24 protein-coding genes are annotated in these 26,803 nt (G+C 68.5%); 9 read left to right on the forward strand and 15 right to left on the reverse strand.

Annotation, left to right across the window (positions count from 1 at the left end; translation table 11 throughout):
* The first annotated feature begins 8 nt into the window (after positions 1-8).
* The 3 genes from AB4Y67_RS08870 to AB4Y67_RS08880 all read left to right on the forward strand — a co-directional run bounded on the left by AB4Y67_RS08870 (position 9) and on the right by AB4Y67_RS08880 (position 5,911).
* Positions 9-3,923, forward strand: a complete 3,915-nt coding sequence (locus tag AB4Y67_RS08870) for a Pls/PosA family non-ribosomal peptide synthetase (protein ID WP_441405600.1) — start codon at positions 9-11, stop codon at positions 3,921-3,923.
* Between the two features lie 42 nt (positions 3,924-3,965).
* The gene (locus AB4Y67_RS08875) at positions 3,966-5,351 is read left to right on the forward strand and encodes a M1 family metallopeptidase (protein WP_441405414.1); all 1,386 of its coding nucleotides are present in this window, start codon (positions 3,966-3,968) and stop codon (positions 5,349-5,351) included.
* Between the two features lie 122 nt (positions 5,352-5,473).
* Entirely contained in the window at positions 5,474-5,911 is a 438-nt protein-coding gene (locus AB4Y67_RS08880; RefSeq protein ID WP_441405415.1) for a VOC family protein, read from the forward strand.
* A gap of 78 nt (positions 5,912-5,989) precedes the next feature.
* Here the strand turns inward: AB4Y67_RS08880 and AB4Y67_RS08885 are convergent, their stop codons facing one another.
* The 4 genes from AB4Y67_RS08885 to pheS all read right to left on the reverse strand — a co-directional run bounded on the left by AB4Y67_RS08885 (position 5,990) and on the right by pheS (position 11,456).
* Positions 5,990-7,063 (reverse strand): DNA polymerase IV, encoded by a 1,074-nt coding sequence (locus AB4Y67_RS08885; protein WP_441405416.1) that lies wholly within the window; start codon positions 7,061-7,063, stop codon positions 5,990-5,992.
* 93 nt (positions 7,064-7,156) lie between these two features.
* Positions 7,157-7,531 carry a 4'-phosphopantetheinyl transferase family protein gene (locus AB4Y67_RS08890; RefSeq protein ID WP_441405417.1) on the reverse strand — a complete coding sequence of 125 codons (375 nt, stop codon included), beginning with the start codon at positions 7,529-7,531 and terminating at the stop codon, positions 7,157-7,159.
* 317 nt (positions 7,532-7,848) lie between these two features.
* On the reverse strand, positions 7,849-10,392 hold the full coding sequence (gene pheT / locus AB4Y67_RS08895) for a phenylalanine--tRNA ligase subunit beta (RefSeq protein WP_441405418.1): 2,544 nt from the start codon (positions 10,390-10,392) through the stop codon (positions 7,849-7,851).
* Between the two features lie 2 nt (positions 10,393-10,394).
* Positions 10,395-11,456 (reverse strand): phenylalanine--tRNA ligase subunit alpha, encoded by a 1,062-nt coding sequence (pheS, locus tag AB4Y67_RS08900; RefSeq protein WP_441405419.1) that lies wholly within the window; start codon positions 11,454-11,456, stop codon positions 10,395-10,397.
* A gap of 300 nt (positions 11,457-11,756) precedes the next feature.
* On the opposite strand from pheS, the gene AB4Y67_RS08905 reads away from it, so the two are divergent.
* Positions 11,757-12,212, forward strand: coding sequence for a hypothetical protein (locus AB4Y67_RS08905; RefSeq protein ID WP_441405420.1), 456 nt, complete (start codon positions 11,757-11,759; stop codon positions 12,210-12,212).
* On the forward strand, positions 12,209-12,847 hold the full coding sequence (locus AB4Y67_RS08910) for an SIMPL domain-containing protein (protein WP_441405421.1): 639 nt from the start codon (positions 12,209-12,211) through the stop codon (positions 12,845-12,847). The genes AB4Y67_RS08905 and AB4Y67_RS08910 overlap by 4 nt, the downstream gene beginning before the upstream one ends.
* Before the next feature lie 16 nt (positions 12,848-12,863).
* Here AB4Y67_RS08910 and pcp read toward each other — a convergent pair whose 3' ends face one another.
* Positions 12,864-13,505 (reverse strand): pyroglutamyl-peptidase I, encoded by a 642-nt coding sequence (gene pcp, locus AB4Y67_RS08915; RefSeq protein ID WP_441405422.1) that lies wholly within the window; start codon positions 13,503-13,505, stop codon positions 12,864-12,866.
* 122 nt (positions 13,506-13,627) lie between these two features.
* Here pcp and AB4Y67_RS08920 point away from each other — a divergent pair, with 122 nt between their 5' ends.
* On the forward strand, positions 13,628-14,866 hold the full coding sequence (locus AB4Y67_RS08920) for an Rv2578c family radical SAM protein (RefSeq protein WP_441405423.1): 1,239 nt from the start codon (positions 13,628-13,630) through the stop codon (positions 14,864-14,866).
* 78 nt (positions 14,867-14,944) lie between these two features.
* Here the strand turns inward: AB4Y67_RS08920 and AB4Y67_RS08925 are convergent, their stop codons facing one another.
* From AB4Y67_RS08925 to AB4Y67_RS08940, 4 genes are all read right to left on the reverse strand, one after another.
* Positions 14,945-16,318 (reverse strand): NAD(P)(+) transhydrogenase (Re/Si-specific) subunit beta, encoded by a 1,374-nt coding sequence (locus AB4Y67_RS08925; RefSeq protein WP_441405424.1) that lies wholly within the window; start codon positions 16,316-16,318, stop codon positions 14,945-14,947.
* Positions 16,315-16,632, reverse strand: a complete 318-nt coding sequence (locus tag AB4Y67_RS08930) for an NAD(P) transhydrogenase subunit alpha (RefSeq protein WP_441405601.1) — start codon at positions 16,630-16,632, stop codon at positions 16,315-16,317. The genes AB4Y67_RS08925 and AB4Y67_RS08930 overlap by 4 nt, the downstream gene beginning before the upstream one ends.
* Entirely contained in the window at positions 16,632-17,780 is a 1,149-nt protein-coding gene (locus AB4Y67_RS08935; protein ID WP_441405425.1) for a Re/Si-specific NAD(P)(+) transhydrogenase subunit alpha, read from the reverse strand. The genes AB4Y67_RS08930 and AB4Y67_RS08935 overlap by 1 nt, the downstream gene beginning before the upstream one ends.
* 88 nt (positions 17,781-17,868) lie before the next feature.
* On the reverse strand, positions 17,869-18,324 hold the full coding sequence (locus tag AB4Y67_RS08940) for a (deoxy)nucleoside triphosphate pyrophosphohydrolase (protein ID WP_441405426.1): 456 nt from the start codon (positions 18,322-18,324) through the stop codon (positions 17,869-17,871).
* A gap of 175 nt (positions 18,325-18,499) precedes the next feature.
* Here AB4Y67_RS08940 and AB4Y67_RS08945 point away from each other — a divergent pair, with 175 nt between their 5' ends.
* The gene (locus tag AB4Y67_RS08945) at positions 18,500-19,708 is read left to right on the forward strand and encodes an MFS transporter (protein ID WP_441405427.1); all 1,209 of its coding nucleotides are present in this window, start codon (positions 18,500-18,502) and stop codon (positions 19,706-19,708) included.
* Between the two features lie 70 nt (positions 19,709-19,778).
* Here the strand turns inward: AB4Y67_RS08945 and AB4Y67_RS08950 are convergent, their stop codons facing one another.
* The gene (locus tag AB4Y67_RS08950; protein ID WP_441405428.1) at positions 19,779-20,699 is read right to left on the reverse strand and encodes a cation diffusion facilitator family transporter; all 921 of its coding nucleotides are present in this window, start codon (positions 20,697-20,699) and stop codon (positions 19,779-19,781) included.
* 341 nt (positions 20,700-21,040) lie between these two features.
* Here AB4Y67_RS08950 and AB4Y67_RS08955 point away from each other — a divergent pair, with 341 nt between their 5' ends.
* Complete coding sequence (locus AB4Y67_RS08955; RefSeq protein WP_223985465.1) at positions 21,041-21,310, forward strand: GlsB/YeaQ/YmgE family stress response membrane protein; 270 nt, start codon at positions 21,041-21,043, stop codon at positions 21,308-21,310.
* A 170-nt stretch (positions 21,311-21,480) separates the two neighbouring features.
* Here AB4Y67_RS08955 and AB4Y67_RS08960 read toward each other — a convergent pair whose 3' ends face one another.
* The 4 genes from AB4Y67_RS08960 to infC form a co-directional block, all read right to left on the reverse strand.
* Positions 21,481-22,392 carry a TrmH family RNA methyltransferase gene (locus AB4Y67_RS08960; RefSeq protein ID WP_441405429.1) on the reverse strand — a complete coding sequence of 304 codons (912 nt, stop codon included), beginning with the start codon at positions 22,390-22,392 and terminating at the stop codon, positions 21,481-21,483.
* A gap of 54 nt (positions 22,393-22,446) precedes the next feature.
* A complete protein-coding gene (gene rplT / locus AB4Y67_RS08965) occupies positions 22,447-22,926 on the reverse strand; it encodes a 50S ribosomal protein L20 (RefSeq protein WP_441405430.1) in 480 nt (159 codons plus the stop codon).
* Positions 22,927-23,045: 119 nt separating this feature from the next.
* A complete protein-coding gene (rpmI, locus tag AB4Y67_RS08970) occupies positions 23,046-23,240 on the reverse strand; it encodes a 50S ribosomal protein L35 (RefSeq protein WP_009358635.1) in 195 nt (64 codons plus the stop codon).
* Positions 23,241-23,355: 115 nt separating this feature from the next.
* On the reverse strand, positions 23,356-24,438 hold the full coding sequence (gene infC / locus AB4Y67_RS08975; RefSeq protein WP_441405431.1) for a translation initiation factor IF-3: 1,083 nt from the start codon (positions 24,436-24,438) through the stop codon (positions 23,356-23,358).
* Positions 24,439-24,888: 450 nt separating this feature from the next.
* On the opposite strand from infC, the gene AB4Y67_RS08980 reads away from it, so the two are divergent.
* A complete protein-coding gene (locus tag AB4Y67_RS08980; RefSeq protein ID WP_441405432.1) occupies positions 24,889-25,275 on the forward strand; it encodes a DUF1844 domain-containing protein in 387 nt (128 codons plus the stop codon).
* Positions 25,276-25,404: 129 nt separating this feature from the next.
* On the opposite strand, the gene AB4Y67_RS08985 is transcribed toward AB4Y67_RS08980, so the two are convergent.
* Positions 25,405-26,751: an MFS transporter gene (locus AB4Y67_RS08985; protein WP_441405433.1), complete on the reverse strand. Its 1,347-nt coding sequence runs from the start codon at positions 26,749-26,751 to the stop codon at positions 25,405-25,407.
* Between the last annotated feature and the right edge of the window lie 52 nt (positions 26,752-26,803).

Raw genomic sequence — 26,803 nt, forward strand, 5'->3', positions numbered from 1 at the left:
TCGCCACCGTGAGCCCGGCGTTCCGGCCGCAGCTTCCGGGGTCCCTGGCGGCACCGCCGGAGCGGACCCTGGTCGACATTCTGCAGGACACCGCCGCGCGCTTCCCGGAGGCCTCCGCCCTCGACGACGGCCACGAATCGCTCAGTTACGCCCAGCTTCTGGACGCGGTCCGGGCCAGGGCGAAGGAGCTGCACCTCGCCGGCCTCGGTGCCGGCGACAAAATCGGGGTCCGGATTCCCTCCGGCACCAACCTTCTCTACGTCTCGATCCTGGCGATCCTGATGGTCGGGGCCGCGTACGTCCCGGTGGACGCGGACGACCCCGAGGAACGGGCCAGGCTCGTGTTCGGCGAGGCCCGGGTTGCCGGGATATTACGCGGAGCCGGGGAGATTGTGACGGAGGGGCAGCGGCCCCGCCCGTTCCCGGGACCGCGGCTTCCCGGCCCGGACGACGACGCCTGGGTCATCTTCACCTCTGGTTCCACCGGGACCCCCAAAGGCGTGGCGGTGCAGCACCGTTCGGCGGCGGCCTTCGTCGACGCCGAAGCCCGCATCTTCCAGCAGGACGATCCGGTCGGGACGCAGGACCGCGTCCTGGCAGGCCTCTCGGTCGCCTTCGACGCCTCCTGCGAGGAGATGTGGCTCGCGTGGCGGCACGGCGCCTGCCTTGTCCCGGCTCCCCGGGCTTTGGTCCGGACCGGCATGGACCTTGGCCCGTGGCTGATCAGCCACGGCATCACGGTGGTTTCCACGGTGCCCACCCTCGCCGCGCTGTGGCCGGTGGAGTCCCTCGAAAGCGTCCGCCTGCTGATCTTCGGCGGCGAAGCGTGCCCGCCGGACCTCGCCGAGCGGCTCGCCGTCGAAGGCCGCGAGGTCTGGAACACCTACGGGCCCACCGAGGCCACCGTCGTCGCCTGCGCGGCACCGCTGGGCGGTCCCGGTCCGGTACGGATCGGCCTGCCGCTGGACGGCTGGGACCTCGCCGTCGTGGACGCCAATTCCCTGCCGGTCGGGGAGGGTGAAGTCGGCGAACTGATCATCGGCGGCGTCGGCCTGGCCCGGTACCTGGACCCCGCGAAGGACGCCGAGAAGTACGCCCCGATGCCGTCATTGGGCTGGGCGCGCGCCTACCGCTCGGGCGACCTGGTCCGCTACGAGGCCGCAGGGCTGATCTTCCAGGGCCGCGCCGACGAACAGGTCAAGCTCGGCGGGCGCCGGATCGAACTCGGCGAAATCGACGCAGCCCTGCAGTCGCTGCCGGATGTGGCGGGTGCGGCGGCCGCGGTGCAGACGACGGCGGCCGGCAACCAGATCCTCGTCGGTTACCTAGCCCCGGCCGGGGGCCGGGATCTCGATCTGGCCGCCGCCCGGGAGCTGCTCGGCGACAGCCTGCCGGCCCCGCTGATCCCGCTGCTGACCGTGGTTGATTCGCTGCCCACCAAGACCAGCGGCAAGGTGGACCGGCACGCGCTGCCGTGGCCCCTGGCGGGCGCCGGAGCCGCCGACACCGCAGCGGCCCCGCTGAACCTGCCGGGCGACGCAACCTGGATCGTGGAGCAGTGGGGTGCCGTGCTGGGCAGCGCCGTGTCCAACCTCGACGCCGATTTCTTCGCCTACGGAGGCGGCTCCCTCGCCGCTGCGCAGCTGGTCTCCGCCCTTCGCGTCCGCTACCCCACCATCACGGTGGCAGACATCTACGCCACTCCCCGGATCGGGGCGCTTATCGACGTCGCGCGCCAGTCCCTGCCCGACGGCGGCGCCGGCCCGGCGCCGGAGCGCACGGTCCGGCCGACGGCCCGCAAGTCGCAGGCCTTCCAGACCCTGATGGGCGTTCCGCTGCACATCCTCGTAGGCATGCGCTGGCTGACGTACCTGATGGCGGCGAACAATCTGCTCGCCTCCTTCGCCGGTTTCACGGCGGCCCCCACGGTGTCCTGGTGGTGGGTGGGCGCGTCGTGGCTCATCTTCGTTAGCCCGGCGGGCCGGATGCTGATCTCCGTCGCTGCGGCCCGCCTGCTGCTCCGCAAGGTGGTGCCGGGGACGTACCCGCGCTCCGGCCGGGTCCACCTGCGCCTCTGGCTGGCCGAACAGATCCAGGACCTGGCCAGCGCCATCAGCCTGGCCAGCGCACCCTGGGTGCCGTACTACGCCCGGGCGCTCGGAGCGAAAATCGGCAACAATGTCCAGCTGCACTCGTTGCCGCCCGTCACCGGACTGCTCTCGCTCGGCAACGGCTGCAACGTCGAACCCGAGGTCGACCTGTCCGGCTGGTGGATCGACGGCGACGTCGTCCACATCGGGGCCATCCGCATCGGCCCCGGCGCCACGGTCGGGGCACGCAGTACCCTGATGCCGGGCGCCACGATCGGAGCCGGCGCGAAGGTGGAGCCCGGTTCGGCCGTCCTGGGCAAGGTGAAATCCGGGCAACTCGTCGCCGGGTCCCCGGCCGAGCGCCGCGGCAAGGCCAAGCCCTCCTGGCCGGACACTCCCCCGCACCGCCCGCTGATCGGCAGGCTCTGGTTCGCCGGCTTCGCGGCCGCCTCGGCCGTCCTGGCCCTGATTCCCTACGTCTCCGCTGCCGCCGCGGCGCTGGTGGTCTATGGCTTCATTCGCGGCAACGAATCGCTGGGCGCCGCACTGCCGCAGCTCCTGCTGTCGCTGCCGCCGGCGGCCCTGGTCTGGTTCCTGTCCAACCTTGTGCTGATCCTCCTGACCACCCGGCTCCTCGGCGTCGGCCTGGCCGAAGGGTACTACCGGGTCCGGAGCAGGATCGGCTGGCAGGTCTGGGCCACGGAGCGGGTCCTGGACCTGGCCCGCGACCTGCTCTTCCCGATTTACGCCAGCCTGTTCACCCCGGCCTGGCTGCGCCTGCTCGGCGCCAGGATCGGCAAAAACGTGGAGGCCTCCACTGTCCTGCTGATCCCCAAAATGACCACGGTCGGCGAAGGCGCCTTCCTGGCCGACGACACGATGGTGGCGTCCTACGAGCTCGACGGCGGCTGGCTGCGGATCGCGCCGGCCAAAATCGGCAAACGCTCCTTCCTTGGCAACTCCGGCATGACCGCCGCAGGCCGCAACGTGCCCAAGAACTCCCTCGTGGCCGTGCTCTCGGCGACTCCGGCCAAGGCGAAATCCGGGACCTCCTGGCTGGGCAGCCCGCCGGTCCGGCTCCGGCGCACTGCCATCGCTTCCGACGACACAAGGACCTACCAGCCGCCGCTGAAGCTCAAGGTTGCCCGGGCGTTGTGGGAGCTGTGCCGTTTTGTCCCCGTGGTGGCCACGGTCGCGATCGCTGCCGGGGTCTTCCTCGCCTTCGACTGGCTCGCAACAGTTTTCAACTACGGCGTCGCTGCCCTGCTGGGCGGCGTCGTAATCCTCCTCTCCGGCGCCGTGGCGGCGGGCAGCGCCGTCGTGGCGAAGTGGCTGCTGGTCGGGCGCATCAAGCCCGGCGAGCATCCGCTGTGGAGCTCCTTCATCTGGCGCAACGAGGTGGTGGACACCTTCATCGAAATGGTCAGCGCCCCCTGGTTCGCCCGCTCTGCCAGCGGCACCCCGGCCCTGGTCTGGTGGCTCCGGGCCCTGGGAGCCAAGATCGGCGCGGGCACCTGGTGCGAAAGCTACTGGCTGCCCGAAGCTGACCTCGTCACGCTGGGCCGGAACTCCACGGTGAACCGCGGCTGCGTGGTCCAGACCCATCTCTTCCACGATCGGGTCATGAGCATCGACACTGTTACGCTCGATGACGGGGCAACCATGGGACCGCATGGAGTCATCCTCCCGCAGGCCCGGATTGGCACAGGCGGCACGGTGGGCCCTGCGTCCCTCGTGATGCGGGGTGAAACGGTGCCCGCCGGGACGTACTGGATGGGCAATCCGGTGAGCCCCTGGGGCGGGCCGGCCGCGCCCGTCCCCAAACTGAAGTAGCCCCGCCCCGTCCTCCCGCCCTGCAATCCCGAAAGACGGTTGATGAGTTCCACGCCACCGAGTTCCGCTGTCGCACCAGGCAGCGGAAGCGGCCTGCCCTCGGGCGATACTGCCGGCTCCCCCGATCCGTACCTGCCGGGCCACGGCACGGATGCCTACCGTGTCACCCGCTACGAACTCGATCTGGACTACAAGCTCAGCAGCAACCGCCTGAACGGGCGCGCGGTGGTGCACGCAGTGACGCAGCGCCCGACGTCGGCCATCGTGCTGGATCTGACCGGGCTCCGTGCCACCAAGGTCCAGCTCTCCGGGCGGAGGGTCCGGAGGTTCAGCCACCGCGCCGACCAGCTCGTCGTCGTCCCCGAAGCCGCCCTGCTGCCCGGTGAGGAATTTACGCTGGACATCCGTTACGTGGGCAATCCCTCTCCTCGCCGCGGGCTGTGGGGCGAGGTCGGCTGGGAGGAGCTCACCGACGGGGTGCTGGTGGCCGGCCAGCCGAACGGCGCACCGTCCTGGTTCCCCTGCAACGATCATCCGAAGGACAAGGCGAGCTACCGGATCTCGGTGACAACGGACGCGAACTACCGGGCTGTGTGCAACGGGATCCTGGTCTCGCGCACCACCAGGTCCAGCCGCGAGACCTGGGTCTACGAGCAGTCGGAGCCGATGGCCACGTACCTTGCCACGGTCCAGATCGGCCGCTACGAACTCCTGGCGCTCAACCCCGTCCGCCCGGCGGTTCAGGTGCCCCAGTATGCGGCTGTTCCGGCGGAGCTGGCAGAGGCGGCCCGCAGGGGCCTGGCAAGGCAGCCCGAGATGATGCGCACCTTCATCGATTGTTTCGGCCCGTATCCGTTCGCCGAGTACACCGTCGTGGTGGCCGGGGATGAACTGGAGATCCCGCTGGAGGCGCAGAGCCTGTCGATCTTCGGCCCCAACCATCTGGGGCAGGACTGGGAGTCGCAGCGGCTCATCGCGCACGAGCTGTCCCACCAGTGGTTCGGGAACTCACTGACGGCCGCCTCGTGGAAGGACATCTGGCTGCACGAGGGATTTGCCTGCTACGCCGAGTGGATCTGGTCCGAAGAAGCCGGTGTCCTGACGGTGGCCCGGCGGGCAGCCGCTGCCTGGCGGAAGCTCGCCGCCGGCAAACAGGACCTGCTCGTGGGCGACCCCGGCCCCGAGCTGATGTTCGACGACCGGGTCTACAAGCGCGGCGCCCTGGCGCTGCACGCCCTGCGCCTGCGCTGCGGCGACCTGGCGTTCTTCTCGCTGCTGCACGACTGGGCAAGCCAGAACCGTCACGGCTCCGTCTCAACACAGCAGTTCATTCTCACCGCGGACCACGCGACCGGGCTCGATACCGAGTCGCTGCTGCACCCGTGGCTGTACCAGGAGGCCCTGCCGCCGCTGCCGGCCGCCGGCTGAACTGCAGCCACGCTTGGCCGGCCACCTGATGAGGAGCAGGAGGCCTTCGAGGAACCCACCGACGAGGGGCGCCAGCCTTGCCGCCTCTGGAGCTAACCGGTCCGCCTTGGTAGGTTCAACGCATGGCCATCAAACTTGAGAACGTCGGTATCGCGGTTCGCGACCTCGAAGCAACGATTTCCTTTTTCACCGACCTCGGGCTCACGGTCGTTGGCCGTGACACGGTCAGCGGCGAGTGGACCGACACTGCCGTCGGCCTTGACGGAAACCACGCCAACATAGCGATGCTCCAGACGCCGGACGGTCACGGTCAGCTTGAACTCTTCGAGTACATCCACCCCGAAGCGATCGAATCGGAACCCACCCGTCCCAACGAGATTGGCATGCACCGTGTGGCTTTCTCGGTCGACGACATAGACAAAGCCCTTGAGGTAGCTGCGAAGCACGGCTGCTATCCGCTACGCGGCGTGGCGACCTATAAGGACGTCTACAAGCTCACCTACCTCCGCGGCCCCAGCGGCATCATCGTGATGCTCGCCGAGGAACTGAAGAAGAACTGACACCCGCACGGCTACTCGAAGCAGGGTCGGATGGCTGATCTGCCCTGACGGAGGCGGCTTTGCAGACGAACGACGCCGTCACCAGCCGCCGCGGGTCGGCGTATGTCCCTGTCGGGCATCGTCGGGCATTGTCATCTCGGCCCGCAGGCCCAGGAGCCGGATGGGACGGCCCGCTTCGATTCCGGCTGCGAGGTCCAGGGCCCGCGTGAGGATTTCGTTCCGGTCGAAGGTCTCGGGGATCTTCCGCGCGTGGGTCTTGGTGAGGAACGGCGCGTAGCGGACCTTCAGGGTCAGTCCAATCACGGGCCGTCCTTCGGCCACCACATCTTCGAGGACATGCGCCGTCAGCTCCCGCACGGCGTCGTCCACCTGGGCCGGGTCGGTCAGGTCCCGCTGGAAGGTGGTCTCCCGGCTGTGCCCGCGGGCAACCCACGGGGTGTCGTCCACGACGCTGGTGCCGTCACCGCGGCCCAGCTCCGCGTACCACGGACCCATTCTGGGGCCGAATTCTGGGACCAGGTCCCGGGGGTCGGAGGCGGCCAGTTCGGCGACGGTGTTGATGCCGAGTTTGGCCAGCCGGCCCGACACTTTGGTTCCGACGCCCCACAGGTCCTTGGTGGGCCGGCTTCCCATGACGTCGATCCAGTTCCCGGCAGTGAGTCGGAAGACGCCGGCCGGCTTGCCGAAACCGGTGGCGACCTTGGCCCGGACCAGGGTGTCGCCGATGCCCACGCTGCAATGCAGCTGAGTTTGCTCCAGGACCGCGGCCTGCACCTGCCGGGCGTAAGCTTCCGGGTCCTCTGTCTCAATGCCAACGAAGGCTTCATCCCAACCCAGCACCTGCACGGTGGCGCCGGGCTGCGCGCGCAAGGTAGCCATCACCGTTTCCGACGCCGCGAGGTAGGCCTCGTGGTCGACGGGCAGGATCACGGCGTCCGGCACTTTCCGCGCCGCGATGCGTAACGGCATGCCGGAGCCCACGCCAAACGCCCTGGCCTCGTAGGATGCGGTCGACACCACAGCGCGTTCCGTGGGGTCGCCCCGACCGCCGACAATGATCGGCTTGCCCGCAAGCTCCGGGCGCCGGAGCACTTCGACCGCCGCGATGAACTGGTCGAGATCGACGTGCAGTACCCACCGGATTCCGCTCACGCCACCAGTGTGCCCTAAAACATCCCCGGCAGGCACCGCCTCTCCACCGGGAAAAAGCGCTAACCGGAGGGGCTACCAGCCTGCTTGCCGCTGTTAGACACTTCCCACGACGGCCAGCGCGGCGGCAAAGCCGGCCGGCAAGCCCAGAGCAACCGTGTCCAGATCAACGAGGACAGTGCCCTCGGCGGGCTCCGCGAAGGCCTCAACCGTGGCCGGATCGACCCGCAGCCCGGTGCCGCGTGCCTTCAGCAGGGCTTCCTTGCGCGCCCAGGCGGCTGCCCGCCACGGCATCGCCTCCTCCGGCGCCAGCGCCGCGAGCAGCTGCCGTTCCGCCGGGGTGAGGGCGACGTCGTCGAACCCCTGGAACACGACCCCGGAGCTGTGCTCCAGATCGACGCCGATCGCACCGGCCGCGCCGCTGTGACCCGCGGCCAGCAGGGCCCAGCCCCGGCTGCGGGAATGGCTCAAAAGCAGGCCGGCGGGGGCAGCACCAAGCAGGTAGCCGGGCCGGCCGTGGTCAAGCTCCGGCCCCGTCCCGCACTCCGGGCAGGTGTAGGCCGCAGTCAGTTCCCCGGGGCGGACTTCCAGGATTCCGGCGGCGAATTCCCTTAGCGCGATCCTGCCAGCCAGGAAGTCCCGCCGGGCGCCCGGGTCCTTGATGCCTGCGGCGCGTGCGCGTTCGGCGGCACCGAGAAAGACCTCACCGTCCGGTCCGACGTCGGCAAGACGAACGGACCGGACGGTGATTCCGGCGACGGCGAGGGTTCCCCTGTGCCMCGGCTGCTTTAGCGTTGGACTGCTCCGAAGCGCTCGTGGGCCACGGCAACGGCGCCCTCGCGGGCCGCGGACGCCTCGTCCGCGGTCAGCGTGCGGTCCATGGCACGGAAGCGCAGGCTGAAGGCCAGCGACTTCTTGCCGTCCTCGATGCCCTTGCCCGCGTACACGTCGAAGAGTGCGACGTCTTCGAGCAGTTCGCCGGCGCCTTCGCGCAGGGCCGCGAGCACCTCTTCCGCCGGGACCTCCTGCGGCACCACGAGGGCGACGTCCTGGGTGGCTACCGGGTACGTGGAGATGTGCCGGGCGACGATCACGTCGGCGGCCGCCTCAAAGAGGGCGTCCGCGTTGAATTCGATCGCCACCGACCGCTCGGGCATGTCGTGCGCGGCCAGCAGCTTCGGGTGCAGCTCGCCGGCGAAGCCCAGGACCTCGCCGGTGCGGAGCGCCAGCTGGGCGGTCCGTCCGGGGTGGAAGGCCTGGTGCTGCCCCTGGCTGATCACGATCTCGACGCCGAGCACGTCGCCGGCGGTCCTGGCGATGTCCAGCGCGTCGGCCCAGTCCCACGCCCGGGGCGTGTGGGCTGCGGCGGCCGGTGAGTCGTGTCCGGTGAGCACGGCGGCGACGTACAGCGGCTGGTCCGGGACGCCGTCGTACAGGCCGTCCAGGACCTCATCGCCGGGCTTGACGCCAAGCGGCGGGATCGACGCGGTGCCGAGCGTGTCGCCGGGCAGGAACACGAGGCCGGCCTCAAACAGCGCCAGGTCGCGGAAGCCGCGCGAGTGGTTGCGCTTGGCGGCGTCGATCAGGCCGGGCAGGATCGAGGTGCGCAGGTAGCCGTGCTCCTCGCTGATCGGGTTGGCCAGCTTGAGGGCCTTGCGCGGCGATCCTTCCGTGGACACGCCGAAGGTTTCATTGGCGGCCTTGGACACGAACGGGTAGGCCAGGACCTCGGTGAGTCCGGAAGCGGCCAGGGCCTGGACCAGGCGCCGGCGCTGCTGCTGGACCCGGGTCAGGCCGCGGCCGGGAGGCGCCACGGGAAGGCTCGCCGGGATCTGGTCGTAGCCGACCAGCCGGGCGATCTCCTCGGAGAGGTCCTCCTTGGTTTCCAGGTCATTGCGCCAGCTCGGGGCCGTCACGGTGTAGCCGCCGTCGTTCTTGACCACGACGGCGCCCAGGTCCTCAAGCGAGGTGACGATCTGTTCCTCGGTGAAGTCGATGCCGATCCGTTCCGCGGCGAAGGCTGCGGGCAGCTCGACGGTGACGGTGTCCGGCGCGGTCCCGACGTCGGTCCCTGCCTCATCCGCGGTGCCGCCGGCGAGTTCGACCAGAAGGTCAACGACGCGCTGCGCGGCGGTGCCAGCCACGTGCCAGTCCACTCCGCGTTCGAACCGCTTGGAGGCTTCGGACGGCAGCTTGTGGCGGCGGCGGGAGCGTCCGATGGACACCTCGTCGAAGTGCGCCGCCTCAACGAGGACGTTCGACGTCGAATCGCTGACCTCGGTCGCGGCGCCGCCCATCACGCCGGCGATGCCGATCGCGCCGGAGCCGTCGGTGATCAGCAGGTCCTCGACGTCGAGCGCCCGGACCTTCTCGTCCAGGGTGGTGATCTTTTCGCCGGCCACGGCCCGGCGGACCACGATGTCGCCCGTGAGCTTGGCCAGGTCGTAGCAGTGCGTGGGCTGCCCGAGTTCGAGCATGACGTAGTTGGAGATATCCACCGGCAGGGAGATGGAGCGGATGCCGGCGAGCCGCAGCCGGGAAGACATCCACGGCGGCGTCGGCTTGGTGGCGTCGACGCCGCGGACGGTGCGGGCCACAAAGCGGTCACAGCCGGGCTTGCCGTAGATCGGGGCGTCGTCGTTGAGTTTGACGCCGTAGCCGCCGGCCAGTGCCGCGGGAGCCTGGACCTTCGACGCCGGATCGGTGAAGGAGGTGCCGGTGGCGTGGGCGTACTCGCGGGCCACACCGCGGATCGAGAACGCGTAGCCGCGGTCCGGGGTGACGTTGATTTCGGCGGCCTGGTCGTAGAGATCCAGCAGTTCCATGGCGTCGGCGCCGATTTCCGGGTCCAGCCCGATCCGGGAGAGCACCAGGATGCCGTCGTGGTCCTCGCCGATGCCGAGCTCGCGCACGGACGCGATCATGCCGGCGGAAAGGTGCCCGTAGGTCTTCCGCGCGGAGATGTGGAAGTCGCCCGGCAGCACGGCACCGGGGAGGGTGACCACCACCTTGTCGCCTTCCACGAAGTTGTGGGCGCCGCAGATGATCCCCTGGACACCGGAGGGGTCGATGCCCTCGCCGGTGAGGCTCTGCTGCTGTCCTTCGGGGACCACGCGGACCTGGCACCAGTTAATGGTCTTGCCGTTGGTCTGGGGTTCCTTGACGATGCTCAGGACCTGGCCCACCACCACGGGGCCCTGCAGGGCGTCCGTGGGCCGGTGGACCGCTTCTTCTTCAAAGCCGACCTTGACCAGGTCCGCCATGACGTCTTCGGCCGTTGCGCCGGCCGGTACCTGCGCGAATTCACGCAGCCAGGAAAGGGGGATACGCACTGTTAGATCTCCATCCCGAAGTGCTCGCTGAAACGTACGTCGCCTTCGATCATGTCGCGCATGTCGCCGACCTCGTTGCGGAACATAAGGGTCCGCTCGATGCCCATGCCGAAGGCAAAACCTGAATAGATGTCCGGATCGATGCCGGCGGCGCGGAGCACGTTGGGGTTGACCATGCCGCAGCCGCCCCATTCGATCCAGCTGGGGCCGCCCTTGGCGCCGGGGTGCCAGATGTCCAGCTCGGCGGAAGGCTCCGTGAACGGGAAGTAGTTGGGGCGCAGCCGGATCTGGGCCTCGTCGCCGAACATCTGGCGCGCGAAGTGCTCCAGGGTGCCGCGGAGGTCCGCCATGCTGAGCTTCTTGTCGATGGCGAGGCCCTCGAACTGGTGGAACACCGGGGTATGCGTGGCGTCGAGTTCGTCGGTGCGGAACACCTTGCCGGGGCACAGCACGTAGATGGGCAGATCGCGTTCCAGCATGGAGCGGACCTGCACCGGCGAGGTGTGGGTGCGCATCAGCAGGTGCGCCTCGGGCGGCTCCACGAAGAAGGTGTCCTGCATTTCGCGGGCCGGGTGGTCCGGCTTGAAGTTCAGCGCGTCGAAGTTGAACCACTCCGACTCGACCTCGGGGCCTTCGGCGATCTCCCAGCCCATGCCGACGAAGATGTCCGCGACGCGCTCCTGCAGGGTGGACAGCGGGTGTCGGGCACCGGCACGACGGCGCCGCGGGGCCGCCGTGACGTCGACGGTCTCCTCGACCAGGATGCGGGCGTCGTTCTCGGCTTCGAGCTCGGCCGTGCGGTCCGCGAGCGCCTTGTTGACGCGTCCGCGGGAGGAGCCCATGAGCTTGCCGGCCGCGGCTTTCTGGTCCTTCGGCAGCCTGCCGATTTCACGGTTGGCCAGGCTCAGCGCGGACTTCTCGCCGGTGTGCGCGAGGCGCACGGCCTTGAGTTCGTCGAGCGTGGAGGCGGCGGCGATGGCGGCAACGGCCTGGTCTACGGCGGCGGTGATGGCGGCTTCATCCAGGGGATTCGGGACGCCGGCGCCCGGCAAAGTTTCAGTCATCTACTGTTCTTAGCTACGAGTCGGTTCATGCCAACGGCACAGGACCCTCGAAATGGTTCAGGGACCAGCGCGTTGACAAAGGACAGGGCACGCCAAAAATCGCTCCGGCGGGCACTCCCTTTCAGTCTAGTTGAACGGGCTCAGGTGCCCGAACGTGACGGTACCCCGTAGCTCACCCCCCGTTCACCCCTCCACTCCCCCGGCTTTCGGCCCTGCCCGCACGCAGGGCTGCGGTGCTGTCCAGCTATCCAGCACTGTTTCCCATCCCGCAGGGCGGGCGTGCCCGGCTAGCATGGCCTCATGACGCCGGGACAACGGCTGCGGCAGCTGGCCAATGTACTGAATGCAACAACCCCGCTGGGGTTGCTGCTGGCCGGCTGCGCCCGCTCCCCCGTCCGCCGCGGACCCCGGGGACTGCTGATTGCCACCGGTTACCGCTGGCGGCTGCCCTTCGCCGCCGCCTTCACGGTGGGCAATGTGGTGCTCTTCCGCGCCGGGCCGGAGGAAGTCCTGGCCAACCCTGTGCTGCTCGGGCACGAGGAGCGCCACAGCACCCAGTACGCCTGGTGCCTGGGCCTTCCCTTCCTGCCGTTGTATTTCCTCGCCGCCGGCTGGTCCCTGCTCCGGACGGGCAACCCGGGCTCGCGTAATTTCTTCGAACGCCGGGCCGGACTGCAGGCCGGCGGCTACCCGGAGCCGGGCACGGGATCCCGGCACACGATCCGAACATCCCCAACGGAACGAGGCATGACATGACCGACAGCCCCAGGACAATCTCAGTCACCGGATCCGGCAGCGCGGAAGCCGCCCCGGACCTGTTGACCCTCTCGATCGGCGTCGAGTGCCGCCGGGAGGACGTCGGCGCGGCGTACGGCGAGGCGGGCCGCGTCTCCGCGGCAATCACCGCGGCACTGCGCGGGTTCGGCGTCGCCAATCCGGACATCACGACGTCGGGCCTGAATGTCCGCGCCGAGGTGAACTGGCAGGAGGGCCGGGGGCAGGTCGTCTCCGGCTATCTGGCGTCCAGCGCGCTGAGTGTCCGGCTCCGGGACCTGCGAACGTCGTCGGAGGTCATCGCCGCCGCGGTCGCAGCCGGCGGCAACGACGTCCGGCTCAACGGGCTGGAGCTCGGCTTCGCCGATCCTGCCGCCGTCGCCGCCCGGGCCCGCGAAGCCGCCTGGCAGGACGCCCTCACCACGGCCGGGCACTTCGCGTCACTCGCCGGCGCTTCCCTGGGCAACGTGGTCTCGCTCGAGCAGCAGTCCGGCCACGCGGCGCCCATCCCGGTCGCGAAGATGCAGCGGGCCGCCGCAGTGGACTCGCTTACGGTGGAGGCCGGCGAGTCCAGCATCAGCGCCACGGTCGGCGTCGTGTGGGAACTGCTCGGCTGAGACGGCGCCTGGGCCCCTAGTGCGTGGCGCCGGCGGCGATCTTGAGGTCTGCCCCGGTCGCCAGGGAACTGCGGACGACGACGGCGAGCGCCTCCGCCAGCTGCTCCAGCGGAAGTGACGGGCTGGTGCTCCCAAGCGGCAGCTGGGCCGGTTCGTAAGGAACGTGGACAAAGCCTCCCCGGGTCCCGGGCCGAAGCCGCAGGGCGTGCATCAGCCCGTAGAACAGGTGGTTGCAGACGTAGGTGCCGGCGGTCTGGGATACCTCGGCGGGGATCCCTGCCGCCAGCAGGGCCGCGAGCGCCGCCTTGATCGGGAGGGTGCTGAAGTAGGCAGCGGGTCCGCCGTCAACCACGGGCCGGTCCACGGGCGAGTTGCCGGCATTGTCCGGGATCCGCGCGTCGTCGCAGTTGATCGCGATCCGCTCCAGCGAGATGCGGGGCCGTCCGCCGGCCTGCCCCGCGCAGACCACCAGCTCAGGGCGGTACCGCTCCAGCGCAGCTTCCAGAACACGGATGGCGTCGCCAAAGACGCAGGGCAGCTCCACGGCCTGCGCGTCGAGCCCCTCGGCCCGGAGCCGGACCGCGGCCTCCCGCGCGGCTGACCACGACGGGTTGGTGCCCTCGCCGCCGAACGGTTCGAACCCTGTCAGGAGAATCATCGCCCCAGCCTAACAATGCGGCCCGCCCGTGGAACCGAAGGGCAATCCGCAGTCCCGAAACGTGCGGTTCCGATGCGGCGCGGGCCCTTGACTTAAACTAGAACATATATTCGAATGGAACCATGAGATGGGACGCACAAGCACTCAATCCGGCTCCCGGAGACAGGGGCCCAAGCAAGGGTCCACGAACCGGGGACCCGGGTGCGGGGGAACCCGGAGTAACGAGCGGGCGCGGCCAGTCCCCTGCCACGGATGCCCTGCTGCCCCTGATCGGGCTGGTGCGCTCCGTCACCACCCCCGAGTTCGCCGGGGTCACTTTCCATGAGGTCACTGCCAAATCGGTGCTCAACAAAGTGGTCGCCGGTTCCCGGATGCCGTTCGAGTGGACCATCAACCCCTACCGCGGCTGCAGCCACGCCTGCGTCTACTGCTTCGCCCGGAAGAGCCACACGTACCTCGACTTCGACGCCGGGCTGGACTTTGACAGCCAGGTGGTCGTGAAGATCAATGCCGCAGAGGTCCTGCGCCGGGAATTGGCCAAACCCTCCTGGGGCCGGCAGCACGTGGCCCTGGGCACCAACACGGATCCCTACCAGCGGGCCGAGGGCCGCTACCGGCTGATGCCGGGCATCATCGGGGCGCTGGCCGATTCCGGCACTCCCCTGTCGATCCTGACCAAGGGCACGCTGCTGGCCCGGGACATTCCTTTGCTGAAGCACGCCGCAGCCCAGGTGCCTGTCGGCGTGGGCATCTCGCTGGCGATGACGGACGAGCGCCTCTCCGAAGCCGTGGAGCCCGGCACGCCCGGTCCGCGTGCGCGCTTGAAGCTGATCACGCGGCTCCGGGAGGCGGGGCTGCCCTGCGGGGTGATGGCCATGCCCATCCTGCCGTGGCTCTCTGACAGCGACGAGGCCCTCGATTCCCTGTTCGCCTCCCTGGCGGCGGCGGGCGCCACCGGCGTCACCGCAGGAGCCCTCTACCTCAAGCCCGGAACCCGGGAGTGGTTCATGCAGTGGATTGCCAGGGAGCATCCCCAGCTCGCCGGAAAGTACCGCCGGCTGTACGGCACGGGTTCCTACGCCTCCAAGGAGTACCGGGCCTGGCTGTCCGGCCGCATCCGGTACTTCAAGGCTTTGCACGGCTTCTCCGGCTCGCAGGGCTTCAGCCACAGCGACCTGAACGGCGATCCAGGCAGCAACGATCCCAACAGCACTGGCACCGTCAGCTACGATCCCAACAGCATCGATCCCAGGGACGAGGAAGCGCAGTACCCCGCCGGCAGCATCCCCGAGCCGGCCGCCCTCGCCGGAGCCCGGCACGGGAGCCACACCGCGGAGGCGGCGCAGCCCACCCTGTTCTGAACGGAAGGGTCTGAACGCGAGATCTAAATGCAAGTTTCTGAACGCAAGACACATGCAGTTGCCCAAGCAACAGTGCTGCTAGAGGGCTTTCACGGCGCCCAGGACCCGGGTGAGGGAATCCTTGGCGTCACCAAACAGGAGTGTGGTCTTGGGATCAAACAGCAGCTCGTTCTCGATCCCGGCGAAGCCCGGCCGCATGGAGCGCTTGAGGAACACCACCTGACCGGCCTGCGCAACCTCCAGGATCGGCATCCCGTAGATCGGCGCCCCTGGCGTGGACTTGGCCGCTGGATTGACCACGTCGTTTGCACCCACAATCAGCGCCACGTCGGTGTTCGGGAACTCCGGGTTGGCTTCGTCGAGCTCCTTCAGCGCCTCATAGGGAACGTTCGCCTCTGCGAGGAGCACGTTCATGTGACCCGGCATCCGCCCGGCCACCGGGTGGATGGCAAAGGCCACCTCAACGCCGCGGGCCGCCAGGGCAAGGGCGAGCTCGGCGATCGTGTGCTGGCCCTGGGCCACGGCAAGCCCGTAGCCGGGGACGATCACCACCCGCTGCGCATAGCCGAGCTGTACGGCCACGTCCTCGGGCGAGGAGGAGCGCACCGGCCGGTCGCTCTGCACGGTTGATCCCGCCGTCGAGCCGCCCCGGAAGGCGCCGAACATGATGCCGGCGACACCGCGGCCCATGGCGGACGCCATGACCTTGGTCAGGATGGTACCGCTGGCCCCGACCAGCGTGCCGGCGACGAGCAGCAGCACGTTGCCCAGCACAATGCCGGAGGCCGCGACCGCAAGGCCGGTGAATGCGTTGAGGAGGGAGATCACAATCGGCACGTCGGCCCCGCCGACGGGCAGCACCAGCAGGAGCCCCGCCGCGAGGCCCAGCACCATCAGCGCCACAGCCCAGCCGGTGGAACCCGTCGCCACGACGAAGCCCCCGGCGGCGACCGCCCCCAGCACCACAGCACCCATCACCACCGGCATGCCGGGGAACAGCAGGGGCCGGGTGCTGATCAGCTCCTGCAACTTGCCCACCGTGACAGCCGAGCCGGCGAAGGACACGGCGCCGACCAGCATCGTAAACACCACGGCCAGCCGCACCCAGGGGTCCTCGCTGTGGCCGAGTTCCAGTACCGCCACCAGTGCGGCGGCCCCGCCGCCGACCCCGTTGAAGAGTGCGACCAGTTGCGGCATCTGGGTCATCTGCACGCGTCTGGCCACCGGGACGGCCACGGCGGAGCCGACCGCGATCGCGGCAATGATCATCGGGATGTTCTCCAGTTTGGCGGAGAGGAACACGGTGACGACTGCCACCAGCGCGCCGGCCGCTCCGATGGCGTTGCCCCGCCGGGCTGTCCGGGGAGAACTCAGGCCCTTGAGCGCGAGGATGAAGCAGACCGCCGCCACGAGGTAGAACAGGGCAGTCCAGCCGGGGCCGAGGATGTTCATTTTCCGTCCTCCCCCGCCCCGGCAGCGGGCCGGGCGGGCTTCCGCCCGCCGAACATCTCCAGCATCCTGTCCGTGACGACGAAGCCGCCGACCAGGTTGGCGGTCGCGAGAATCACGGCAATGAGGGCGATGGTCAACAACCATGGGTCGCCGGCCTGGCCGGCCACGATGATGGCGCCCACCAGGATGATGCCGTGGATGGCGTTGGCACCGGACATGAGCGGAGTATGCAGCTTGCTGGTCACCTTGGAGACGACTTCGAAGCCCACGAATACCGCGAGCACCACCACCGTCAGCAGCGTGATCGGATCCATCATTTGAGGGCCTCCAATGCTTCGGCAGTGGCGGCATGCAGGACGCAGCCGCCGTGGGTGAGGCAGGCGCCCGCGACTACCTCGTCGTCGAAGTCCGGAACTACCGTGCCGTCGGCTGTCATCAGGGCCAGCAGGTTCGCGACATTCTTGGCGAACAGCCGGGACGCGTCCGCAGGCATCGCCGAGGCGGCGTCCTGCAGGCCTACCAGGGTCACGGACCCGCCCTCCACCGGGATCTGGAGGTCCCGGCCCGCGATAACGCCCTCCACGTTCCCGCCCGACTCTGCCGCAAGGTCGACGACGACTGAACCGGCCCGCATTCCCGCCACCATCTCCGTCGTCACGAGTAAGGGGGCTGCGCGGCCGGGGATCGCCGCCGTCGTGATGAGGACATCCGCCGCCGCGACGTGCGGGGCCAGCAGGGCGCGCTGGCGTTGCGCCCGGTCCTGGCCGAGCTCACGGGCGTAGCCGCCGCTGCCTTCCGCGGCAGCCGCCGCGTCAAGGTCCAGGTGGATGAAGGTTCCCCCCATGGAAGCGACCTCGTCGGCGGAGGCCGCCCGGATGTCATTGGCGGAGACACGCGCCCCCAGGCGCTTCGCGGTACCAATCGCCTGCAACCCGGCGACGCCGGCGCCCAGGACGAGCACCCGGGCGGGAGGAATGGTTCCGGCGGCCGTCATGTAGAGCGGGAAGAACCTCGGATAGCGCAGGGCCGCTTCCAGCACAGCGCGGTAGCCGGAGACCAGCGACTGGGAACTCAGCGCGTCCATCGACTGGGCCCTGGAGATGCGCGGGACCAGCTCGAGCGCGAACGAGGTCACCCCCGCAGCGGCGAGGGCGTCCACAGTTGGCAGTTCCGACCCCGGGGAGCCGAATCCGATGGTGATGGTGCCGGGCTTAAGGCCTGCGGCAGTTTCTGGTTCCAGCGGCCGGACGTGCAGCAGGACATCCAGGGAACCGGGACTCAGATCCGGAACGACCGATGCTCCGGCCGCGGCGAAGGCGGCGTCGCCATAACCGGCCCCGGCGCCCGCGCTGGTTTCCACCGCCACGTCCAAACCAAGTTTGGTGAGCTGCTGCACCGTCTCCGGTGTGGCCGCAACCCGCCGTTCGCCTGCACGCTGTTCCCGCCTGACACCAACCTGCACGGGCTGCTCCTCTCGATTCGCTTCAGCGTAGTTCCATGCTTCACGCTTTGGCGAGAGGTGGGGCCGCGGCGGCCCGCAAGCTATCCGTTCAGTGCGCGGACACGGCCGTGGAGTCGGCCACGGAAAGCCTGTCCAGCAACGCCTCGACGATTGGCAGGTCAGCCGGGATCCAGGGCAGGCCCAGCACCTCGTTGCGGTTCCGGAGGTTGACCCAGCGCAGCTCATCGTGGTCCTGCAGCGGGTGCGGATCGCCGTCACGGAGTTCGGCGAACCACACACGCATGGCGGCGCGCTCGTTCAGCGGCCAGCCGTCGGCGGACCCGCTTTCCAGTTCGGCGCCGAGCCGGACGCTCACGCCAAGCTCTTCGAGCAGCTCGCGGTGCAGGGCCTGTTCGGCCGTCTCCCCGGTCTCGACCTTGCCGCCGGGGAACTCCCACATTCCGGCAAAGTGAGGGGGCGCCGTCCGCCGCGCCACGAGCAGCCGGCCGGGTTCGGCCAAAGAGTCCAGTACTGCTCCGCCGACAACGCCAATGAGTCCAGTCACGCCTCCAAGTCTAGGGGCGGCCCAGGGTTAGGGGACAATGGAAGGGGCCGACGCCGTCCTGAGTACGCGGAATATCGAGTGCGTCCGCCCCGTTACACGAATCAACCCCACACATCAGATTTAATTTGCCGCATCCCCCTGGCCCGCGCCGGGAACGTTCCCGAAAAGCAGACGAATGACAACCACCACACAAGCCCCGGCCACGCCCAAGACCGGCACCCGCCATCTTGCCCTCGCCATCCTCGCCCTCGCCATGGGCGGATTCGGCATCGGCACCACGGAGTTCACCATGATGGGCCTGCTCAAGGAGGTGGAGCAGGGGCTCAACATCAGCACCCCGGAAGCGGGACACCTGATCTCCGCCTATGCGCTCGGCGTCGTGATCGGGGCCCCGCTGCTGGCCGCCGTCGGCGCCAAAATGCCGCGCAAGTACCTTGCCCTGGGGCTCATGCTGTTCTTCAGCATCGCAAACCTGACGTCGTTCATCGCCCCGGACTACGGCACCATGCTGGTGTCCCGCTTCGCCGCGGGCCTGCCGCACGGGGCGTTCTTCGGCGTCGCGGCCGTGATCGCGGCATCATTGGTCGCTCCGACCAAACGCGGCTGGGCGATCTCGATGGTCATGGCCGGCCTGACCGTCTCCAACGTCATCGGCGTCCCGTTCGGCACCTGGCTGGGCCAGACGTACGGTTGGCGGCTCCTCTTCCTGCTGGTGGGCGTGATCGGCCTCCTCACCCTGGTGATGCTCTGGAAGTTCGTCCCGTTCCAGAAGCCCCACGCCGATGCCAGCTTCCGCCGCGAGCTGGGCGCCCTCAAGCGGCTGCAGGTCTGGCTGGCAATCCTGATCGGCATCGTCGGCTTCGGCGGTTTCTTCGCCACGTACACGTACATTGCGCACACGATGACCTCCGTCGCGGGCATTCCCGCGGCCTGGCTCCCGCTCGTCGTCGCGCTGTACGGGCTGGGCATGGTGGCCGGCAACATCGTCGGCGGCCGGATCGCTGACAAGTCCGTCATGGGCACCATCTACTGGGTGCTCCCCGGCATCGCCGTGGCACTCGTGGTCTACGCCGTGGCCGTGCACTGGCCGTGGTCCGCCTATGTCATGGTCTTCGTCGTCGGCGGCGCCGGTTCCCTGCTGGTCCCGGCCCTGCAGACCCGGCTGCTGGATGCCTCCCCGGATGCGCCCTCACTGGCCTCCTCGCTCAACCACGCCGCCCTCAACGTGGCCAACGCCCTGGGCGCCTTCCTCGGCGGCCTCGTCATCGCGTGGGGCTGGGGCTACGTCGCGCCCGCCCTTGTCGGGGCCGTATTGGCCCTCCTGGGCCTCGGCGTCGCCGTCATCAGCGGCCTCGTGGAACGTAGGAGGCCGCTGGTCCGATAGCCGCGTGGCGGCTGCCGGACCGGCGGCCCCTTCAGAATTGTGGTCGCCCTGACTGCGGGCCCAGCCTCGGTTACGGCGCGCTGACGCGCTGAACATCCGGTTCCAGGTAGATGACCCGGGCGATCGGCACAGCCGCGCGGATCCGGGTCTCGGCGTCGTCGATCGCCTTGGCGATTTCCTGGCCCGTCTCCGAGCGGCCGATGCTGATCTTGGCAGCAACCAGCAGTTCTTCCGGGCCCAGGTGCAGGGTCTTGAGGTGGATGATCGACGTGCCATCGGACTCGATGGCCGCCCGGATCTTGACGACGTCGTCCTTCGTTGCGGATTCGCCGAGCAGCAGGGACTTCGTTTCCACGGCCAGCACGGCTGCGATAGCCACGAGCAGGAACCCGATCATCGCCGTGCCCAGGGCGTCCCAGACGCCGTTCCCGGTGATGAGCGTCAGGCTCACGCCGAAAAGGGCGAAGACCAGGCCCACGAGGGCGCCGAAATCCTCGAGGAGGATGACCGGCAGCTCCGGCTGTTTGGCACTGCGGACGAACTTGACCCAGCTCTGCTTGCCGCGGATGGGGTTGGATTCGGTGATCGCGGTCCGGAATGAGAAGGACTCGGCGATGATGGCGCCGATGAGTACGGCGAGCGGGACCCACCAGAACGCCCCCTCGATGGCGTGGGGGTCTTGGAGCTTTCCCCACGCTTCATACAGGGCGAAGAGGCCGCCGACGCTGAACAGCACGATCGAGACGATAAAGGCGTAGATGTAGCGCTCGCGTCCGTAGCCGAAGGGATGCTCCGGGCTCGCCGCCCGCTTCGCCCGTTTGCCGCCCACCAGCAGCAGGAGCTGGTTGCCGGAGTCCGCGAGTGAGTGGATCGCTTCGGCCAGCATCGATGAGGAAAGCGTCAGGAAGTAGGCGACGAATTTCAGCGCGGCAATCGTCAGGTTCGCGGCCAGCGCCGCAACAATCGCCTTAGTACCGCCGTTTGCAGCCAAGGGAGCTTCTCCTTAGGGGTTCGAGCCGGTGGTGGGCTCCGGCCCGTGCCTGTGCCCACAAGAGACACGGTACCCGTTATCGCCCCGGCACAGCAGTGCGCATCTCATCACCGGCGGCACAGCAGAGAGGACCGAAAAAACAGCACCGCACCAGCGCCGCACCAGACGCCGGCGGCGCCCGGCAGCGCCCGGCGTGGACCCGGCTTCCACCCGCAACGGCGCAGGTCACCGGGCAAGTAACGATTGGGTGTGATCCTGCTGACAAGCAAACCGGCCTATGTTAGCTTGAAGCCATAATCGGAATCCACTATTTGGATGCCGACGAATATGTAGGAGGAGCAATGGGCTTTCTAGGCTGGATCATTCTCGGACTCATAGTAGGTGCAATAGTAAAGGCAGTCATGCCTGGCAGGGTCGGAGGCGGCTGGGTGACCAGCCTCGTGCTCGGTGTTGTCGGCGCAGTTGTCGGCGGCTGGATCGGCGACCTGCTGTTCGGCGGCGGCAAGATGGAATTCTGGAACCTCGGTTCCTGGCTCCTTGCCATTGTCGGCGGCCTCGTGGTTGCCCTTGTCTACGGCGCCATCACAGGACGCAACAAGACCACGACCTGACCGCCGGGATACGACGGCGGGAGCCCACCTTTCGGTGGACCCCCGCCGTATTTTTTTGCGCGTTTCCGCCTCTGCCTGCCGGTCCGCCCGTCCGCACAGGCCCGCCCGTCCGCACAGGCCCGCCCGTCCGCACAGGTCCGCCCGTCCGCACAGATCCGGCCCGCGCGGATCTAGCCTCGCGGGGTTCCGCCGTCCTGCTGTGAGCGGGCGCTGGCGTAGAGGCAGACTGTGGCTGCCGTGCCCAGGTTGAGGCTCTCAGCTGCCCCGTAGACGGGCACAGCCACCCGGTGGTCCGCCAGGGCGAGCTCTTCCTCGGAGAGGCCCTGGGCCTCGTTGCCGAAGAGCCACGCCGTGGGGCTCTCCAGGGCGTACTCCGACCCCGTCGAGGCTGCGCCTAGCCGGCGCGCAGCGTTCTGGTCCTGCAAAGTATCGAGGTTCAGCTGGCCCTGGCCGTCCGCGGCGAGGACTCCGATTCCGCGTCCCTTGCACCGGGCCGCCAGTTCATCGACGTCGACGCCGAGCACCACGGGCAGGTGGAAGAGGGATCCCGCCGTCGAGCGGACGGCCTTGGGGTTGTAGATGTCGACGCTGGATGCGGTGAGGATAACGGCGTCCGCTCCGGCCGCGTCGGCCGCGCGGAGGACGGTGCCGGCGTTGCCGGGGTCACGGACCTGGCAGAGCACGGCAATCAGCCGCGGACCGGCGTCGAGCACCTGTTCGAGGCTCACGTCCAGGAAGCCGCAGACGGCGAGAATGCCCTGCGGGGTGACCGTGTCCGCCATCGCGGCGAGCACCTCGTCGGTGGCGAGGTAGGCGGTGGTGCCCTCCGCGAGAGCCTCCAGGTCCGGGTGCCGGTCGAGGCACGACTCGCTCGCGTAGACCTCATAGACGATGCCGGGCTCCCCCGCTGCAACCCTCTTCTGGTGCAGCACAAGGGCTTCCCGGACCGCCTGCGGCCCCTCGGCCAGGAACTCGCGGCGCTTTAAACGCGCCGGGCGCCCGGCAAGCTGTGCCACCTTCCTCACCCGATCAGCTCGAGGATTGGAAAGTACAAAGTCTTGCGGGCGCCCGGTTTCGTTCATATAAGAACCTTAGTAGCTTTCGCGGCCGGTTCTTGAACGACGTGGTTCGGGGTATTACTTGGCAGCCTCGTCAGCGGCGGCCTTCTTGGCGGCCGGCTTCTTGGCGGGAGCCTTCTTGGCAGCCGGCTTCTTCGCGGCCGGTGCAGCCTCAGCCTGGACGGCCGGAGCGGACGTGTCGGCGGGCAGCGAGTCCTTGGCGATCTTGACCAGCGCGGCGAAGGCGTTGGCGTCGGAGACGGCCAGCTCGGCCAGCATACGGCGGTCAACCTCGACCTCAGCGGCCTTGAGGCCCTGGATCAGACGGTTGTAGGTCAGGCCGTTGGCGCGGGATGCAGCGTTGATGCGCTGGATCCAGAGGCGACGGAAGTCGCCCTTCTTCTTCTTGCGGTCGCCGTAGCTGTACACAAACGAGTGCAGCAGCTGCTCTTTGGCCTTGCGGTACAGGCGTGAACGCTGTCCACGGTAGCCCTTTGCGCGCTCAAGAATAACCCGGCGCTTCTTGTGGGCGTTGACCGCCCTCTTCACACGTGCCACGTGCGTACTCCTTCGAAAATCTGATCCCAAGCATCTACTGCCGGATCAACCGGCTGGCCTGAGAAGCCTTTTTGGTAGTTGACTGCCGCCAGGTGGCAGACAGTCAGAGAACTTGGAACTTAGATGCCGAGCATCTTCCGGATGACCTTGGCGTCGCCCTTGAAGACGATCTTGTCGCCGGCGAGGCGGCGGGTCAGCCTGGAGGACTTGTGCTCGAGGTAGTGGCGGCGGTTGGCCTGCTGGCGGCGCAGCTTGCCGCTGCCGGTCAGCTTGAAGCGCTTCTTAGCACCACTGTGGGTCTTCATCTTCGGCATGGGAACCGATCTCCTTACGTATCCGCAGACAAGGCCTGCAGTCTTTCGTGCAGCCGCCCCTGCGGGCGGCATGCTGGTTGCTTGCTGCCGGACATTGCTGTCCGCCAGCCCTGAACTAGTTGGTCTTCTTGGCTGCCGGCTTGGCGGCGGCCTTCGGGGCAGCCGGCCGTGCAGCAGGTTTCGGCGCCGCGGGACGCGGTACCGGCTTCGGAGCAGCAACCGGCTTCGGTGCTGCCGCCGGAGCGGCCTTTTCAGCTTCGGGAGCCTTCGCGGCTTCCGGAGCCTTGGCGGCGGCCTTGGGCGCTGCGGGCGCCTTGGCTGCTGCCGGCCTGGCGGCGGCCTTCGGAGCCTCGGCCTTGGGGGCTTCGCGCTTCGGAGCGGCCTTCGGAGCCTTGGCGGCCTCCTGCTTCGGCGCTGCCTCGACGGGAGCCTTCTGTGCCGGGGCTTCCTCGACCTTGGCCTCCGCGGCTTCAGCCTTATCGGCCTCAACCTTTTCGGCCGGGGCCTCGACGGCGGTTTCCGCGGCGGGAGCTTCAGTTGCGGTTACCTCAGCCTCGGGTGCCTCAGTCCGGACCTGGTAGCCCTCCGGCAGCAGGTCGGCCAGCGACTGCGTTAGGGGCGCCTCGGGGCCGGACGTGTCAACGCGGCCTCCACCGGAAGCCTTGGCTTCGTTCTCGGCCTTGGCTTCCGCACGCTGCGATGCGCGGCGGGCCTCTGCCTTGGCTTCGGCCTTGTTCTTCAGGGGGCCGACCACCATGACCATGTTGCGGCCATCGATGCGCGGGCTGGACTCCACGACGCCGACTTCGGAGACGTCCTCGGCGAAGCGCTGGAGCAAGCGGATGCCCATCTCGGGGCGCTGCTGCTCACGGCCGCGGAACTGGATCATGGCCTTGACCTTGTCACCGGCACCGAGGAAGCGGAGCGCGTGGCCGCGCTTCGTCTCGTAGTCGTGGGTGTCGATCTTCAGGCGGAAGCGGATTTCCTTCAGAACCGTGTTGGTCTGGTTCTTCCGGGCTTCGCGTGCCTTGACCGCGGCTTCGTACTTGTACTTGCCGAAGTCCATCAGCTTGCACACCGGAGGCTTGGCCTGCGGTGCAACTTCAACGAGATCAAGATCGGACTCGGCAGCCAAACGCAGGGCATCCTCAATACGGACAACGCCTACTTGCTCGCCTGCAGGGCCGACCAGCCGCACCTCGGGGACGCGGATACGCTCATTGATTCTTGGCTCGCTAATGTTAAAGCTCCTGTGTTCGTGAGGGGTACTCCACCGGCAAAAAGAGAAGGCCCCCAATTGCCGGAGCAATCGAAGGCCTCGAAGATCGGAACTGCCTGCCTCGCGTGAGGCGGCATGCATCAAACCAGGGCTGGCGCCCGGGAAGAATGCCCGACCAGGTACCCGGCAACCTTGCTTCTTCCGAAGCTTCCCGAAGGAGAGCGGCTGACGCGGGTGGGAGAGAACTCCGCTTGCAAACTGAAAGTCGATTCTACAGAAGAAATCCCGTCCGGCGCACCTGCATGACTAGCATGTTGGCTGCAGACGGGTTCCGGCTGTCAGAACGCTCCGGTCAATCTAAATCAAGATCTAGATTTGAATCCGGAACGAAATAACGACAATCAGTCGGTCTGTGACAAGCTTACCAGCATGAGCACTTCAGACAGTAATTCACACGTTTACGAGCCCGCCAGCACCCAGGGCGACGTTTCACAGCAGATCCGGGACATCTCCGAGGTGCCCGCGATCGAGGTCATCACCACCGCTGCCGTGCACCTCATGAGCGCCGCCGCCGTGAAGCTTGGCCTCGCCGCCGAGGAGAACGCCGAGGAGCTCAAGGACCTGGACGAGGCCCGCAAGCTGATCACGGCCCTTGCCGGCTTGGTCACTGCCGCGGCTCCCGAGATCGGTTCCCAGCACGCCGGACCGTTGCGCGACGGACTGCGGTCCCTCCAGTTGGCCTTCCGCGAGGAGTCCACCCTTCCGGACGCTCCCGGCAAGGGCCCGGGCGAGAAGTACACCGGCCCGGTCAACTAGACCCCAACCCCAGTTACAACGCGGCACAAGCTACAACGCGGCGGCGGACGGACCACTTCGGTCAGTCCGCCGCCGCCGTCGTTAACGCCCGTGGCGTTACGGGTGCCGGCGGCGAGGCCCCCGGTTGCCTCAGGCTGCGGCGAGCCGCCGCCGGCGTAGGTGCTGCAGCGCGAGCCCCACGAGGCACAGCACGACGCCGCCCAGCCCCACGGCCACGAATCCGGCCCAGGGGCCCACGCCGTCGATGAAGACCCCGGCGAGTGGCGCCCCGAGGGCCACACCCCCGGTGAGGGCCGAGCCGTACCAGCCCATCGCTTCGCCGCGGCGCCGCTCATCGACGAGTTCGGCGACCTTTTCGGAGGCTGCCGACAGCACGGGCGCGCACAGCAGGCCCGGCAGGAGCGAGAGCAGGCACAGGGTCCAGGTGTCCTGCGCAAACGCCATCGGAATGGTCAGCGCAGACATGCCCAGCAGCAGCAGGATCGGTGAGATGGGCCGGTGCATGGCGCCGTAGATGAGGCCGCCGACCACCGAGGCCGCGCACCAGAAGAGGAACACCAGCCCGATCTCGGCCTGGTGCCCGCCGGATTCGAGGGCGGCCACAATTCCGACGTCGGTGCCGCTGAGGACCATGCCGGCCCCGGCCGCGACGGCGAAGACGGCGGCCACGGCTGACGTGAACCAGGCGAAGTTGTGGACGACCTTCTGCCGCAGCCCGGCGCGTTGCTGGCGCCTTTCCCCGGCGGCGGCCAGCGGGGCGAGCTCGGCGGCGGCTTCCTGCAGGTGGGCCGGGGCAGCGGCGACGACGGCGACTTCGGCGCCCTCCTGCTGGCCTGCCTCAAACGCCGCATCGGACTCGGCGTCGGACGCTGGTTCAGACCCAGGGACAGGCTCGGCGCTGCGGGTCGGCGGGTTGAACCACATCAGGAAGAGTCCGGACACCGAGGTGGCGATGCCAATGATGGTCAGTCCCAGGACCGAGAACCCGGCCGTGGCGACGAGCGCGCCGGCCGCGGGGCCGATCATAAAGACCAGTTCGGTGGAGATGGCGTCGAGGGCGAACGCCGTGCGCCGCTGCTCACCTGTGGCGAGGACGCCGAGGGACTGGCGCACCACGCTGAAGATGGGCAGCGTCAGCAGGCCGCCCACGAAGACCAGCGGCAGCAGGACCTCGTAGGACACGTGCGGCACAACGGACCAGATGACGGCTTCGGAGATGACGGACGGGATGAGCGCCCGCCGCAGGCCGACGGTGTCAACGCGCCGGCCGCGCCAGGGTGCGCCAACGGCGATGCCGATGGTCATCACGGCGGCGGCGGCGCCGGCGGCGGCGTAGCCCTGGCCGAGGGTCAGGACAATGTGCAGGGTCAGGAGGACCCCGGCCGCGGAGTGCGGTATGCGGGCAACCATCCCGACCAGCAGGAGCCGCCTGATGGGCCGGACGGCCAGCAGATCCCGGTAAAGCGCGAAGTTCACGAAACTATTTCCTTCTGGTACTGCCCCCGGCAGCACCCAGGATGTCCCCGGC

It is taken from the genome of Arthrobacter sp. YAF17 (genome assembly GCF_052113365.1).
Taxonomy (GTDB): Bacteria; Actinomycetota; Actinomycetes; order Actinomycetales; family Micrococcaceae; genus Arthrobacter.